12 protein-coding genes and 1 pseudogene are annotated in these 15,306 nt (G+C 56.4%); 6 read left to right on the top strand and 7 right to left on the bottom strand.

The annotated features are described in order from the left end of the window. Nucleotides 1-37 precede the first annotated feature (37 nt). From BM438_RS39640 to BM438_RS39630, 3 genes are read right to left on the bottom strand one after another with little or no spacing between them, the layout of a single operon-like run. Entirely contained in the window at nt 38-1,984 is a 1,947-nt protein-coding gene (locus BM438_RS39640) for a helix-hairpin-helix domain-containing protein (RefSeq protein ID WP_093646011.1), read from the bottom strand. After that, on the bottom strand, nt 1,968-2,753 hold the full coding sequence (locus BM438_RS39635) for a PP2C family serine/threonine-protein phosphatase (protein WP_093646075.1): 786 nt from the start codon (nt 2,751-2,753) through the stop codon (nt 1,968-1,970). Before BM438_RS39635 ends, BM438_RS39640 begins: the two co-directional genes overlap by 17 nt. Beyond that, a complete protein-coding gene (locus BM438_RS39630; protein ID WP_093646008.1) occupies nt 2,750-3,430 on the bottom strand; it encodes a vWA domain-containing protein in 681 nt (226 codons plus the stop codon). The genes BM438_RS39635 and BM438_RS39630 overlap by 4 nt, the downstream gene beginning before the upstream one ends. A 423-nt stretch (nt 3,431-3,853) precedes the next feature. On the opposite strand from BM438_RS39630, the gene BM438_RS46465 reads away from it, so the two are divergent. From BM438_RS46465 to BM438_RS39610, 4 genes are all read left to right on the top strand, one after another. After that, complete coding sequence (locus BM438_RS46465; protein WP_244179556.1) at nt 3,854-4,432, top strand: hypothetical protein; 579 nt, start codon at nt 3,854-3,856, stop codon at nt 4,430-4,432. A 77-nt stretch (nt 4,433-4,509) separates the two neighbouring features. After that, the gene (locus tag BM438_RS39620) at nt 4,510-4,755 is read left to right on the top strand and encodes a DUF4177 domain-containing protein (RefSeq protein WP_093646004.1); all 246 of its coding nucleotides are present in this window, start codon (nt 4,510-4,512) and stop codon (nt 4,753-4,755) included. Next, nucleotides 4,688-4,867 (top strand): membrane protein insertion efficiency factor YidD, encoded by a 180-nt coding sequence (gene yidD / locus BM438_RS47110; protein WP_425270762.1) that lies wholly within the window; start codon nt 4,688-4,690, stop codon nt 4,865-4,867. Before BM438_RS39620 ends, yidD begins: the two co-directional genes overlap by 68 nt. A 205-nt stretch (nt 4,868-5,072) precedes the next feature. Continuing rightward, nucleotides 5,073-5,810 carry a hypothetical protein gene (locus BM438_RS39610; protein WP_093646002.1) on the top strand — a complete coding sequence of 246 codons (738 nt, stop codon included), beginning with the start codon at nt 5,073-5,075 and terminating at the stop codon, nt 5,808-5,810. 42 nt (nt 5,811-5,852) lie between these two features. On the opposite strand, the pseudogene BM438_RS39605 reads toward BM438_RS39610, so the two are convergent. Beyond that, nucleotides 5,853-6,011: pseudogene (locus tag BM438_RS39605) on the bottom strand (IS66 family transposase); the annotation flags it as partial. A 75-nt stretch (nt 6,012-6,086) separates the two neighbouring features. Then, nucleotides 6,087-6,932, bottom strand: a complete 846-nt coding sequence (locus tag BM438_RS39600) for a hypothetical protein (RefSeq protein WP_093645999.1) — start codon at nt 6,930-6,932, stop codon at nt 6,087-6,089. Between the two features lie 1,064 nt (nt 6,933-7,996). Here BM438_RS39600 and BM438_RS39590 point away from each other — a divergent pair. Further along, nucleotides 7,997-10,837, top strand: a complete 2,841-nt coding sequence (locus tag BM438_RS39590) for a hypothetical protein (protein WP_093645995.1) — start codon at nt 7,997-7,999, stop codon at nt 10,835-10,837. 517 nt (nt 10,838-11,354) lie between these two features. Continuing rightward, on the top strand, nt 11,355-12,866 hold the full coding sequence (locus BM438_RS39585) for an integrase catalytic domain-containing protein (RefSeq protein ID WP_093645993.1): 1,512 nt from the start codon (nt 11,355-11,357) through the stop codon (nt 12,864-12,866). 699 nt (nt 12,867-13,565) lie between these two features. Here the strand turns inward: BM438_RS39585 and BM438_RS39580 are convergent. Next, nucleotides 13,566-14,120 carry a hypothetical protein gene (locus tag BM438_RS39580; protein ID WP_093645990.1) on the bottom strand — a complete coding sequence of 185 codons (555 nt, stop codon included), beginning with the start codon at nt 14,118-14,120 and terminating at the stop codon, nt 13,566-13,568. A 102-nt stretch (nt 14,121-14,222) separates the two neighbouring features. Further along, entirely contained in the window at nt 14,223-14,783 is a 561-nt protein-coding gene (locus BM438_RS39575; protein WP_093645988.1) for a hypothetical protein, read from the bottom strand. Nucleotides 14,784-15,306: the final 523 nt, after the last annotated feature.

The following is a 15,306-nucleotide window of genomic DNA, read 5'->3' as shown; positions in this document are numbered from 1 at the left end:
AAGACAAATTTACTTTTCAAGTCGATTGGCCTCGTCATCACCGCACCTGCATAACTGCAAGGTCAGCTTCGGCCTGCGCGAGGGCGTGCGACGTCGTTTCAAGCGCACTTCTGGCGCTATTCTGTCTCGCGACGATGTCGTTGCGGATTTCTTGCAGCTTGATTGCGCCGTCTTTAAGTTGCTGTTCCAGTCGCGTTCGCATGGACGCCACTTTGCTGTTCACAGCACTGATGTCCTGCGGCGTCGGACTCGTGCCGGCAACGGGAACAAAGCGCTGTTCGATTCTGCGTCTCCATGCCAAAAGATTTGCGGTAAGCCCGGCACCAAAGCCTGGAATTGCAGCAATTGCAGACTCTGTAACGTCCGCGGCCGATTCGATGCCGAACGAGACCAGTGTCTGCTTGCGCTGCTCGCCCACCCCGGCGATTCTTGCTGCGCGTATGAAGTGGCGGTCCAGGAAATCGTGCAGCTGGCGGGCAACTAACGATGCCTGCAGTTGTTTCAGCTCTTGTGCGAGTACCTGTGGCAAGCCATCGAGTTGAGCCTTGATTTGACCTACCTCGCGTGCTTTGTCAGAAAGCCTCCGGTCAGTTCGCAGATTCTCGTAGATCGAAAGTGCCTGCTCGTACGCACGTTTCGTGCTATCGACAACACTTTTCCGCGTGATGAACTCGATTGGTGTCGGCAGCTTTACGCCGTGGATGGCGACCGACCCAACCACGAGCCACAGCGGCCAGAGTTTGGGTACAGCGAGCGACATCAGGAACGCAAAGAAGCAGATGGCCACGTACGTCAGCCGCGTCTTGGCGAGGCCTTTGCTCACCGATGCTGGCGCTGGCCGTCCAGTAACGTTGAAGGGCTGTGGCGTAAATACCGGTAGTGGCGGCAGGGCGCTGAGCGCCTGAATCTGTGACCAAAGGGCACTGATGTTCGCACCCATGGCCTGAAAGTTGATGGACGGTCCGGTCGCAGATGCAGGGGTAAAGTACGGCGTTCCTAGCTTGTCGCGTTCACACCATACGCAGGAATTCAGCTGGCCCGGATACTTGTGACGAGGCTCGGTGCTGCAAGACCTCAGCGATTGCAGCAGGCTGTCTAGCGCTGCAACCCACTCCTTGGCTTTGGGGCGACCGTATTTTGCGCCAGCTTCCGTAAATGCACGCCAGAAAAGGTCGCCCATTGCCGGCGGCAAGTAGTCCAACCCCAGGGCCCTGGGAGGCATGTCGTTCAATCGCGCGAGCCGGTCTGCGCCGTATGCGAAGCGGAATTCCCTGATGGCCCGCTCCAACGGCAAGTCGCCGGCTATCTTCGGTACGCCGGAAAACGGATGGCGTGCCATAAACAGTAGTTGGAAAATCAGGACGGCAAGGCCGAAATTGTCATGGTTTGCGGTCCGCGTTACGCCGTGAAACGAGCCGAGGCCCTGCAGTTCTGGTGGCGTATAGTGCGGAACCCCGACAGTGCATGGAAAGCTGGCTGTGCTCGTGTTCACATGGAACGAGTCACAATCGAGTAGTTTGACTGTCCCTTGGTGGCTGACGATGATGTTGTTTTCGTTGACGTCGCCGATCGCGTGTCCGTGTGCGTGTATGGCGTCAAACGCAGCAGCGATATTTCTCGCAGTCCCCACAAGGAACGAAAAATCGACCTTGGGGAATGTCTGGCGTCTGCTTGCGACACCATAGAGCTGATGTACGGGTTCGTAGCCGGAGAACTTCGGCATAGTGAACCCGGCTACCGGTCCGGGTCTATTCGTCAGCAGCACGCTAATTGGCCACGCTGCTATCTGCTTCAGATACGTGTCACCGACCTGTGCCATTGCCCGCAATTTGGCTTGCCGCTCAGGCGGAAGTGCCTGGGAATAAATCTTCGCGGCAACGTTCTCGCCGTTATGCATGGCATCGAAGACGGCCCCTTCGCCGCCTTCGCCAAGCTTTTTACCCAGCTTTAGCTGGTTTCCAAGTTCGTCAAACGCCGCTGACATCAACTGCCCCCAACGCGCGCGTTGCAAGAATTAATGTCTTGTCGTCGTCAGTTCGTTCATTTATCGCCTTGCTACCAAGGAACCGCTCCAGCGCTGAGCGTAACGAGTCGGTCTGTTCATCTGTTGATGCGCGCAGCGCCTTGAACATAGGTTCAAAGAATGGTTCGTGCGCTGTTTCATCGGAGAACACAAGGGCAAGGCGCTGCAGGCCATCGCTAAACAGCGCTGCCTCGTCAGTCGCGCTTCGAATTTCGGCGCGCAAATGGCTTGGGGCGTCGGCATCCGTGACGAAGTAGGTCATGTTCGCGTATTCGCCAGACTCCGGCCAGAAGACAGGCGCGAGTCCGCCTTCGTGCCTCGCAACGATTGCCCCGTCTCCCACCTGGAAATAGAGGGCTTGTGTCGGGCCGATGACTGCGCCGAGCAAGGTGCAAGCGAGAGCGCGCGTCGCGACGTCCCGCACGGTCGCAGCCTTCGAGATTTCAGCACGAACACCCTCGAGTAACTCGCTAACCAGTTCAACAGTCAGTCGTGCTCCGTCGGCAGCTTCGACCGCTGCGAGCAGGAGTTTTCCGCCGGTCTCGCACGCTATCTCCGCGCCAACTTCGCCAAATTGGGCACTGCCCGCGCCGTCAGACGCAAGAGCGACCAGAAAATCGCTTCCATCGGCGGCCTTCGCGACGTGATAGAAGCAGCTGTCTTGACACGGTGCTGACGTTTGAACGTGTGAACTGCCGACAACCGAAGCGCCAATGACTCGCCAGTTCACACTGAGGCCCAACCCGTGGGTACCGCGAGTGGGACCTCGGTGCCCGGCGTCGAACGTGAGACAGCCGCCATGGAAGTAGACAACCATAGGAAAAGCTCGCGGAATCTCAAGCCTTGTAACATCAGGGGTTGGCGGGCAGTGGAAACCTGGGCGAGGGTATCCATATTGGCGCCTTGCACGCCGACGGCAAAGAAAGCAAATTTCTTCGACGCTTCGCCTTCGCGAATTCGAGCGGCGGCTGATTGCCAGGCATCCGTAGGGCCGCCGTCGGTAATGAGGAACACCCACGGACGGTAGTACGAAATACCATTTGCTTTGTACTCGGCTTTGCGTGCCTCAAGAGTGTCGAGCGCCAGATTGATTGCCGCGCCCATTGGTGTATCGCCCTGGGCAGTCAGAGTTGGCGGGAAGAAGTTCGGAGCCGTGTGGAACGGCATTTCAAGTGCCGGAGGTCCGAAAGTCACAATCGCAGTATCGACTCGCTTCATGGCGAGCGAGTCAGCTGCGAGTTCGTCTTTGAACAGCGTAAGTCCCGCGTTCAGTTGATCAATCGGCTCTCCAGCCATGGAGCCCGAACGGTCCAGGATTAGCACGCATGGACAGCGCTGTTCAGGATTTTCGGCGAAATTGTCCGTACCAAAGGCTACTTGCGTAGCAAAGTCGTTGTTCTCAGTCATGGTCTTCTCGCTATGAGGCGCTGGCTAAGCTCGGAACCGCGCGTTAGTATTTGACTCCGAGATAATAATCCAAGAACCATGTCTACAAGTAAAGCGCCCGCTTATTTTGGTTTGGTTTGCGCGGTGGCAATCGGGGTTTTGCTGTCCGGGGCGAACAAACGCACGAACTCTGACGTTGTCGCGCCCCTCGACGCCGCGAGTATGCCGGCGGCCGTGGCGCCTGCGCCAGCTGAGCCACAACCGGTTCCGGCAGCCGAGTGGAAGTCGCAAACGTTAAGCCTTGGAAGCGTCCGGCTGAAAGCGAACCTTCCGTCGTTTGGCGTTAATGCAACGTGCATGCTTCCCGGGCCCACCGAAGATGAAGTGGCAATGTGCCAGCCGGCAACGGGAACAGTGGACACATCCATTTGGCAAGTCCGGACTGTGAGCCAGCGTGACAGATTTGTGCCGATATCATGGTTCGATAGCGCTGTTCAGTTGCTACGTGCTCTGCCGCCTGACGTGTTGACGCGTCAGTTGGGTAATGAGGCGAACCTTGTGTCCAAGGCTGGTTTTACGAATGCAGCACTTCTTTCGCCCGTCGATTTACCGGGTGCAGTAGCTATTCGGGGCGCCGCGGCGGCACCTTCTTCGTTTTTCGCTGCGGCCCCGCAATCATGTGTGTACGCTTTTCTTCTGGTAGCAAACAGGCCGACGACCGTTCTGTACTGCGCAACAGACGACGCGCAATCGTTGGCGGGTTCCCAAAAGATCGTTTCTTCGTTGTTGGAATTCAACACTTCCGGCGAATATAAGCGCGGCAGCGCACAAGGAATCGAGCACGCGCTCTTTCTGAAACGGCTCAAGGCAGCCGGTGGCGCACTCGCGGCTCCAGAACTCGTATCTTCTGAACAGGCGTTTGAGCAATCGACGGCGAGTGAGTGCGAAAAATATCCGGTGATATCACAGGAACGTTTTCAGTGCTATGAAGGATTCGCGGCTAACCGGCTTTCGGTTCTGTGATTACGTTGTTTCTCACAGAAAAGCCTAAAGTTTCGGCTGTACATGTCGTCAAGCCATATTTGGGCTTGGGATAGGGTATGGGATTCGAGTACAAAATGGTTCAGGTGCCGCCCAATGTTGCTGTTCGCGCTCGCGAGCACAGAGGCAACGAGGCTGCCGCGTATCTGGAAGGAGTTGTGAACGAATACGCGCGCGATGGGTGGGAGTTCTACCGGGTCGATAGCATTGGCGTAAACGTACAGCCTGGATGCTTCGATGCATTGTTCGGCCGCAAGGCGCAATCAGCGACTTACTATGTTGTCACCTTCCGACGCCCTGATTAGTGCGAGTGAGCGCGCGATAGGTGTCTACCGGAGATTCGCGCCAATATCCCTGCGTGAAGCCTGCCTGTTCGAGCCCACCTGTTCTGAGTACGCGCTGCTTGCCATACGTTGATACGGCGCTTTTCGGGGTTGGAGCAAAGCTCTGCGACGAATCGTCAGATGCCGACAGCCCAATGGTGGGCGAGACGAACCATAACGTGGCGGGCCACGAGGCCGTAACCTGTTACCGACGGTTGTCGCATCGAAGATTGACCAATTTGTTTTCACCTGCCCGGCGTTGATATAGGCTTCGGCAAGGTCAATGAAAAGTAGAAAATATGGACAACATCGGGGTAGTGCTGGTTTTGGTGGGCGTCGTCACCGGGTTGGTGGGTATGGCAGGTTTTTTTGATACCCGTAAGGTCGACCGCCGTTTCAAGACTGGCTACAAAAACAATGAGCCGGACACAAGAAACTTTGGCCGTGCCGGCAAGCGCGTGTTGTACGGCATTGGGATTTGCATTGTCGGAATGGCGGTTATCCAATTGACCTCGCCATCGCAGCACTCATCGGAAAGTGCTCCGGTCAATACGATGAGTTCGCCACAGACTGCAAATGTCACCCCCACTGATGCTGCATCGAATCCGGTTGTCGCGCTTGACCCGCGACAAGCCGAGCAAAGACCTGACAGTGGGATGGCGCTCGGGACCAACGAGCGGGTCGTCACTTCTGACACTGTAGCCGCGGCCGCCGGTTCGACGCCAGAAGCCCCTCTCGCGCAGATACAGAGCGCACCAACGCAGACCGCCCCGGGAACAGTCGGCTGCACCGACGATGGCACTTTTTTGGGGGCCAACATTTGTAAAAGTGCGACGCTGGCAGCTGCGTACGACCGGGAACTCAAAGAGTACGAAGCGGCGCAGGGCCGTATTGGGGGGAACGACGTCGGGGTCCGCATCGAACAGCAAAACTGGCTGGAGCAGGTGACGAAAGAATGTACTGATATGTCGTGTCTGACCAGCGTGTTCGATGCTCGCATCGCTGACCTGCATTCACGATATCGCAAAAATGGCTAAATTGCATCAAAGTCTTTTGGATGAAACTTGACCGGAATGCGCATCAGTGATGCCCCGCTGGAATCCCGTCTTGTAGCCGCCATAGTCGTCGCACACCAGCTTGCCTTGCCAGCCGGCAAGGAAGGTGCGGGCATGTTCGCCTGCACGGCTGTCGGCGAAGTCCACTGCGCGCAGCTCGCTGAAGTGCGTGGGCGCATATGCGTTATCGATACGGTGGTGTGTCAATCGTTTCCGGCAACCGCCCGTGGCCTCGAAAGCACCGAGATAAGTTGTTCGTCACAAGGGCGACTGCGAGGCAGCAGCGATTACGGCATCCAGCCGGCGTATAGGAGCCACGATGCCATATTTGCCAAAGAGCTCGCGAACCGTTTGCTCGTTCGATTCGCCGACCAAACCGACTTCGGCGACCAGAATTTTTGGATCTGCCCAAACAGACAATCCGGCAAGCTCGCCGTCAACTTCGTGTATTTTTGTCCTTCCACGAGTCTCGATCTGTAACTCCTCGATACCCTTGACCGGGTGAGCGTTGGCCAGCGGCGTTCCGGTGAGGACCGCATACTTTGATGCCTTGATGATGAGCCTGCGCTCCCTCTCTTTGAGGAAACGATCGAGCTTGACCCAGTACGCATTCCGTTCGAGCAAAGTGCGATGGGCTTCCTTGCTTGTGAGATCGTCCAACGATTCTCTATAGGATATTTCCATCAAAAGCGGGTTGCGCTGACTTCCCTTGTATTCGAATAGCTGACTTAATTCAGTTGGGATAGCTTCGTGCATGCGCATACCAGTCGTCTTCACATAAACGCCGCCTTTGGCATACTCGTCCCACATGAACTGCGAGAACTGGTCGTTCTCATGCCAGCAGTCGACAAATGTCCCTTCGCGCGAGTCCGCCATGAAGCGATTCATCAAGGCGAACACTTTATCCCGGAGTTCAGTATCTGCCTGCTCACCTAACGCGTGTGCCATGTGTTCGAAGTCTGGGGCGAGGACATGCACTCTCTCGGTCGGAAAATAGCCTTCCCATTCATCTTGGAACCTGCTGGCCAAGGCGAGATACAGTCCATCTTCGAGTAGCGATGAAAGGTATCTCAGCGGCATGTACTTATATAGCGTTACATCCATGACATTCCCCGGTGACGTCGATTGTGAGGCAAAACATACAAGCTGATGCGCTGTCGCAAATCCGGCAACTGGCGTCGCTATTCCGCGCAGATATGGAGCATATGTCCAAGTCAATACGTCACCGATACACAGGATTTTTGGGTGGCTTATGCTTGCAGTGACAACATCACTTAACAATACCATCTTTCACAGCATCGGATTGTCCAGTGAGAGTGCCTTGTTTGCGTTGGTCTCCCGAGAAGGTAAGGCTGACACGTTTCCTTGTCGTCGTGGACTCGATAGCTGGCTAGGGTGGTCAGGCCGTGGGCGGATGAGTTCGCAGCGAAAGTGACACGAAGGTATTCAAACGGCCGATTTCTTCGGGACTAAAGATTCCGTTGGTGGCGCCGATATGCAGCGGTGGCTCGCTCTACGCAGGCGGGGCTCGTTTGTGTCCACGGAGTATGCGTTTTGAAGTGGGCGAGAGAAAAGCGAGGGCGCGTCGAATTGGGCGCGGACTGCGCTTGCAGCTTTGGCTCATGTCAGAGCGAAGATCGAACCGCTGGCACGCGAGGATTTCTCGCGGTACACCTACGTGAGACATTGGCGTTTTCGGCTGCTAGGTACCCCGCCGGACTCGTGTGAGTCAGCGCAACAACGTAGTGCGCTGATAGCACGGGCAGGTCACCCAAGGACAACCTGAGCCATCCATGGGCGGATGCTGGAGTTCTTGCGGCATTGCGTTTCACTTACGCCGGTTGTTCAGTCGACCGGAAGCCCGACGCGCCGTCGGTAAGCCGCCGAGTAGCGAGGTATCAAGTAATACTCTTCGTACCACACTTGCCAGACAGAAAGCGCTGCCGCAAGCGGGAAAAGGCGGCACGCCGTAAGGAGCAACTTTGGGTCAACCGCGTGAGTGACGAATTGTTCAGCTAGCTGCCAGGTAATCTGGAGGGTGAGCAATGGGATGGCCGTTGCAGCAAAGATGTAGAACGGCATCCATGGAAATCTTTTCAAGGTAACTCCTTCGTTGGATAGCGAGATACACACGTATTGCAACCGGTTTTAGATTTTCAAATAAAGATATGAAAATTCAAGGGATTACCTGGGCGACCGGTCTGGTCATTCTCGGCGTTTTTGTTGGCCTGCTGGCGATTCTCTACGTGCGCAGGCAGGAGTTCCTGCGCTGGTGGGGGACGTTTCCCGTTCAAAGAGGACTCGCGGGCATAACGCTTAGCCTGAAATATCTGCTGCTACCAACCGCATTGGTGATCGCGTACGGACTGGTGCTGTACGTGCCAGACCAATCCAAGGCACTGCTTCGTGCGCTTGGCGCTGCGTTTTATTTCAACACGACAAAGGGAATGCGCGGCTTCGAGGCAACTGCGCTGGACGCGGTGATCTGCGTGCTTTTGAACCTCCTCTTCCTGACCGTTTTGTGGACATACCATCAACGAGCATTACAAGAAGGTTTGCTGAAGTTCAGAAAGGCTGGCCTAGCGCCTGTGGTCGGCACAGGCATCTCAGGCCTGTTACTGCTCTCGGTAGCATCGCACGTGCTCATCGTGGGGCCGTTGATTGCGTCGCCTGATATGGCGTTGTCCCTCGCGGGCGTGTCTTTGATGATGTTCCTTGTAACGCTGTCCTTGTTGAGGGCGTCCTTTCGACCTTTACGCGATTGGCTTTTAGCCACCGCGGTTGTGTTTGTGGCGTCGCTTCTTTCGATGGTCGGCTTATGGTCGCTGGCCTTTTCGTTGTGGTTCTTCGGCTCCGTCGCTTTGATCTGTCTCGGATTCAGGCAGAAAGATGTGAGTCTTGGTCAAGTCGCTGATTTTTCGCTCCTCGTACTAGCTACGCTGACCGCGCTTTTCCTTAGCGTCTATCTGCGCAAGGCGATGCACCCCTCTACCGGCTTCGACTTTGGACCGGCCCTTGTCCTGACGATCGTATGGATGCTGCCGTCTGCTGTAACCGTGGTATTGCTCAAATTGCCGCGACCAGAAGGCAGGCTGACGTGGATAGTGATAGGGCTTTCGGAACTACTACTGGTCGCTGGAGCATACAGGTTCATCCTTAAATACAACTCAACGATAGCGCTGTGCTCCATCCCTTTGTTACTGAGCGCGCTCGCGGTCGTCGCTCTGAATTTCCGGCTCACTGCGAGGTTTTGCAGGAGGCAGTGGCTCGACCGCCAGAGAAGGCGGGGCGCTTTTGTCGCGATGATTGCAAAGGGGGGCGCCAAGGATCCGGGAGTCGCTACGAAGAAGCCGCAGCCAGCGCTGTCTTCTACTAAACCGCGGTGCAATGCTGTGTCGCGAAGGATGGTGTCGTGGTTTTACTGTGGCGCTGCCTTTTTGGGGTACGCCACACCATGGGCCATTGTGCTTTGCTTTTTCCTTCTTGCGGGAGCGGTCGCGCGTCTTTCGCCTACCTGGTTGAAGTATGGTTCCGGCTATGGGGCATCCGAAGTCGATGTCGATGACCAATTTGATGCGTATCTGAAAGAGTGGATGCGACTTCACGCAGCTGGGCCTGTCATAGTGGTGTCTGCCGCGGGCGGTGGTATAAGGGCAGCGCAGCATGTGGCCGCGACTTTGGCGCATGCTGATGAATTTAGCGGCGGAGCGTTTGGAGACCGCGTGATTGCCGTAAGTGCTGTTTCAGGAGGAGCGCTCGGCACCCTGGTGTGGAACGCGGGACGTAAAGAGGGAATTCTCCCGCACCGGATGGGTCCCGAAGGAGATCCAAGTTTCGCCAGCGGTGACATCATTAGCCGTTACTTTTCGATTGATTTCCTTTCGAAATCGGCCAACCTTCTTGTTTTGCATGACTTGCCGTTAAGCGCGATGCCGGGAGTTCATGTGCCCGCAGCCCGCGACGACGCACTGCGAAGCAGCTGGGACGAAGCTTGGGCGGAATTCAAGACAGACGCCGCCGGTCACAACACCCAGAACGACTTTTCCAGTGGCTTTGCAATGCCAGTTGGGCGGTACGGGCGTGACCCGATAATTGTCTTCAACTCAACATCAGCGGTTGATGGACGGCGGGCCATCCGTTCGAATGTCGGAATTGCAATGCCGGACACCCTGGCCTTGGACCCTGAGGATGAGGCTGCAAATGCAGCATACGACAGCGCGCGTTTTCCGCTCGTTAGTTCAGTTGGTTACGTATGCGCAAACTCCTTCACGCCGAGTGTGGCGAAAGCCGATTCTCATGGGGCTCCCTGCGACCCGCACGGTAAATATCCAAACAAAATCGCAATCACGGATGGCGGCTATGCAGACAACTCGGGTCTAATGTCAACGAAGGAAATCCTCGGCCGGCTGAAGAAAGGCGGCGTGAATAACGACCAGATTTATGTGGTCTATATCTCAAGTAATCCGCTTGAGGGACATGCTTACGTGGATGGCGACCGGTTTGATTCGACTAGCCTGGCGGGAACCGCATTCGCTCCGTTGTCGATGATGGAGGCCGCCCGGGCTGGCCGAGCTCAATCCGCTTTGGAGTCTATTCGACCTGACCTCGAGCCCGGCCACCTGATCCAATGGAGCTTGACGCAGGCAGATCCTGACGCCGCTGTTGTTGACGCTGTTGCGCGTCATCAGGTTGAGACATCGCAATCCACGCCGGCCGGAACATCCGGGGCAGGAATCTCGAAGTCTCCCGCGCAAGGCGACCATTGGTACAGCCAAAAAAAACTGCCCGGTGCGGAGACGCAGACAGACTCTAGCCGCATCGTTTCCGAAGGCAAGCTCGCGAAGCAATTGCCACCTCTGGGCTGGACACTGGACTCGTCGGCGGTGCGCGGGATCGACTTGCTGGCAATCCAGCACTCGTTTTTCTTTGCAACTGGCTGTAACGCGAAGAGAAAGGAGGATGCGGAGTTTTGCTCCGCAGTCGAGCATTCGGCAAAGACGTCCGACTAATCCTGCCTACCAAGTCAGCGTTCGAGCGAATGACACCAGATAGGGCACTCCCGTCCATGCGAAAGCGCTAGTCACAGCGACGAGCGCCCACGCTATCCACGCAGGCGGGGCCTCCGGAGAGGCGAGGGCGATTTCTTTGAATTTGGTTCTTAGGGTTTTCATAAAAGGTCTCTCGAATTTTATTTGCCGATGTTTTTCGTTGGAGCCGCTACAGACCTTATAGGCACGAGTTTTATCCCACGGACCGCAAGAAAACTCCGTCCTTCAGGGCGGAGATGAATTGCGCTTCTGGAAACGAAATCCGTCGATTCAATCTGTCCGCGCCTTGCGGTGCCTATAGGCCTCAAAAAAACACGAGAATGCCGAACGCGAGGGACATTGTTGGATAGCGTCAAGCAGAACGGCCGGTCGCATTGACTCATCAGAATTGCAACTCGTGCTGACCTGTTGCCTCACGTAGTTTGCTACCAGCCGGATTGTCCGGCAGGAGCGGCGCGAGGTGACGAGGCGAATCAGCATGACGACACGCAAAGAGTTGGTCGCAGCATTGCAATCGCAGTATAGAAGCGCGACGTTCGGTGACCGGATCAGGATTCTCGACGAGTTCGTGGCTCTGACCGGGTATCACCGCAAGCACGCCATCCGGCTGCTGCGGGAGCAGCCCGGCGCAGCAAAGGGGACGCGCGGGCGCAACCGGTTATACGACGAGGCGGTACGCCAGGCGCTGACGGTGTTGTGGGAAGCGGCCGACCGGGTTTGCGGCAAGCGCCTGAAGGCGTTGATCCCGAAGCTGGTTGACGCCATGGAACGGCACGGCCATCTCGACCTGGATTCAGTCATCAAGGCCAAACTCCTTGAGGTCAGCGCGGCGACCATCGATCGCATGCTAGCCAATGCGCGCGCACACATCGATGGGCAGCGCAGACGGCGCACGGGGGGTGGCTCGGCGATCCGGCGCAGCATCCCGGTGCGTACCTTCGCCGACTGGCGCGACCCGCCACCGGGCTTCTTCGAGATCGACATGGTCGAACACTGCGGCGGCTCGAAGACAGACGGTGAGTTCGTCCACACGCTGACGTTGACCGACATCGCCAGCGGCTGGACAGAATGCGTGGCCATGCGTACGCGCAACCAGATGCTGATTATCGAAGCGTTTGACAAGGTGGCGGCCGCTGAGCTGCCATTCGCGATGCTTGGCGTAGACTCAGATAACGACAGTGCGTTCATGAACCAGAGCGTCCTCGACTACTGCAAGGGTCGCGGTCTTGTGCAGACGCGCTCGAGGGCCTACAAGAAGAACGACCAGGCCTGGGTGGAGCAGAAGAACGGCTCCGTCGTACGTCGGCTGGTCGGTTATGGCCGGCTGAGTGGCGCCGATGCCAGGAACGCGCTGGCGCAGCTATACGCGTCATCGCGGTTATACATTAACTTCTTCCAGCCTTCGTTCAAGCTGAAGTCCAAGACGCGCGACGGCGCGCGCGTGCACAGGGTCTACTTCGCGCCGGCGACGCCGTGCGATCGGCTTCTGGCACACGACAGCGGCGAACCCGCTACCAAAGAGAACCTGAAGGCGCAGTTCAAAAGCCTCGATCCTGTGCGGCTGCTGCAGGAGATGCGAACGGCTCAGCACACATTGAGCGACTTCGCGGCCCACGGCGTGCGTGGTGAAGCAGCGCCAGCAGGCGAATCAGACGTTGCCGTCTTCCTCGCCAGCCTCTCTTCGGCATGGAAGGAAGGTGAGGCACGTCCGACACACCGAAAGCAACCCAAGGCAAAACACTGGTGGAGAAGTCGGGTGGATCCGTTCGCCGACGCGTGGCCGCTAATCGAAGGATGGCTGATTGCGGAGCCCTCTGTGCCGGCCAACGTATTGATGGATCAGTTGGCCGCGATGTTTCCAGAAGCGTATGCAAGTCAGGCACAACTACCGACGCTGCAGCGTCGGGTCAAGGCGTGGCGAGCAGAGCGCGTAAAAGAACTGATTCTGGGTGGCCTGCGAAGGTCTGCTGATGTGCCAACCGAAGTGTGAGTTGCGGGAAAGCTGAAGGTCGCCGGGGGGGGCGGTCGCTCCGCGCCCGGCAAGCCATTAAAAAGATAAAAAGGAAAAACGACAACAATCAGGCGAGTAACATTCCTTCTTGAGGCAACACGCCACGCCGCTAACTTAATGGTGCACAAATCTGCACATGCAGATTGTTGTCGCAGGGGTAACGGTAGTCCCTGCCGAGGGGGACGGCGTTACCACCGTCGCCCGTGGTACCTGTCGCACTCCGGCGCGGCTTGCCGCCCTGGGTGGCGAGCCACTGCCCGCGCACCACACCTCTATACGCTGCATGAACACTGCGCCAGGCAGTCACACGCGAATCCGCTAGTAGTTCGGGATGGCGGCCGAGAGGGGGAATCTTTTGCCTCTGTTGACAAAGTCACAGTGGCAGAGGTTCCTTTCGGACTAGGTGGCGGAAAGGCGGCACTACAAGGTTCCAACGTCTCCGACCTTGGAAGCGGCCTGAATTACCGCAAGAGCGGTTTGTGGCTGCTGCTGCCGCACATCCTTCGTGGTCGCGTCAAGGAATGGCGACAGCGACGAAGACGGGTTTCCGGTTCAGGCGTCGGTACCTACGTATAAGGTCTTAGATGACTGCGCTCATCGAGGTAGCGGCTCTATTGTTTGAAAAAAAAGGAGGCATGAGCCTCCGTAATCAGATTGTCGAAACAGTTCCTAGAGTTGTCATTCTTCCGTATCGCCGAGAGTCTGAAAACTGTCGAACACCAATGCAGTTTTTTCCCCCTCCGCCTCATCGCGCGCCTCATTGAGGCACTCCGCAATCTCGCAAGCCGTCGAGAACTCCTGGTTGATGTCATCGTGGTAGAAGTATTCGTACAGCTTCGCATTCGAATTTCTGAACAACCAGAGAACGATGAGGCGGTCGTAGTCTGCGGGCCACACCTCTCGGATAATCTTCTCTGAGACGATGACACGACCTTCCGCCAGGAAGAGGCACGCCGCACTCCTGCCATCCCGCATGGTTTGAACGTCGGCGCTCAGATAATCAGACCGGAATTTGATATATCGAGGCGACATGTTCTCGAGCAGGATGACCACGCACTTTTCCCCATCATCCACTGAGAGGCCAAACAGTTTGGGCAGCGGTACGACAAAAACTCGCGGCGAGTCGGGCTCTGCTGCGCGATGCTGTACTCGTTCGATGAACTCTTCGAGGACGTCGTCCTCGTCGAAATCCTGCGTTTTCTGCTTATCAACTGAAACTTCGATTGTTTGCATCTTTGACGTTGGTTTGTCCGTTTTTTTCGCTGCTTTGCGACGACAGGCCGTATTGAGAATCTCCCGAATGGCCCGTGCTGAGCGTTCGGTTTCGAACTGGCCTTAGCAGGTTGCCGGAATCCCGACTACGACGTGCTCGGAAATATCGATAACGCGTCGCGAGTCCGCCAACTGTAGATGAGGGGTGCCCGGTGTTGAATGGCTCTCAGCGACGCGTGACGCGACCCACATATCTTCTGCCAGCTCACCATTGAATCGGTATTCCGAAAATGCCCACATGTCATCGAAGTCCCACAGAACATACAGCCGCCCGTGATGCTCGGCGGCAGTCAAATGGACTGCAACGCCCGACAGAGCGATACGTTCGCGAGCTATCATGATGCATTCCAGCGCAGTCCCATCGGGACAATAGCGGACCTCCGCGTACAGACGCTCATCGTTGTAGTCGATTTCACCGGCTGAAATACCCGGCAACGGGATGACGATGCATTTCTCGTTAGAGTCCGCTACGTCCTCCCACAGTTCAGACATCGGAACGACATACGCGATATGTTCGGCCGAAGCAGCGCGATGCTCAGCGATAGCTGCCAGTAAATCGGGGTTCGGCCGACTCAATTCGTCGGCGTCGTTCAGTGTTCCTGCGTGGTTCGTTTGAGTCGTCAAAATGTAAGTTCCTTGTGTTGATTTGCCCTGTAGCCGCGTACCTTTGGTGCCGGCTTACATGCATGTAGCAACTCGGCTCAGTTTCAGTTCGCGTCGTCCGGACGGTCCGATTTCGGACGTACGGCAATCTGCCCTCGCGCCGACCCGGCGAAAATGCAGCGTCGTTTTATTGGCAATCGCTGGACACTGTCGCGACTAGTCTGAAAATTAGCTTCCTTAAATCAAGATTAACGAATGGTCTACGGAAATTCAATAGGTTGCCGAAAATTTATTTTATACGGGGCATATCAAACGCATCGAATAAATGAATTGAAAATATAAAATTTCGTCTTCTGAAGCAGGCTTCGCTGATTTGATAACTGTTATCAAATAATTCCTTCGGGATTCTGATCTCAATGCACGGAGAAGTCCGTCAGGCATTGGTTTCTGGCCGAGGCCGTGTAAAAACGCGCGTGATCACCTAGACTAAATCAACCCGCTGAAACAAGAGGCGCAGATGGGGCGATTTGTCGAAGGTGCGGAA

It is taken from the genome of Paraburkholderia aspalathi (assembly GCF_900116445.1).
Lineage (GTDB): Bacteria > Pseudomonadota > Gammaproteobacteria > Burkholderiales > Burkholderiaceae > Paraburkholderia > Paraburkholderia aspalathi.
This window is presented reverse-complemented; position numbering and strand designations above follow the sequence as displayed.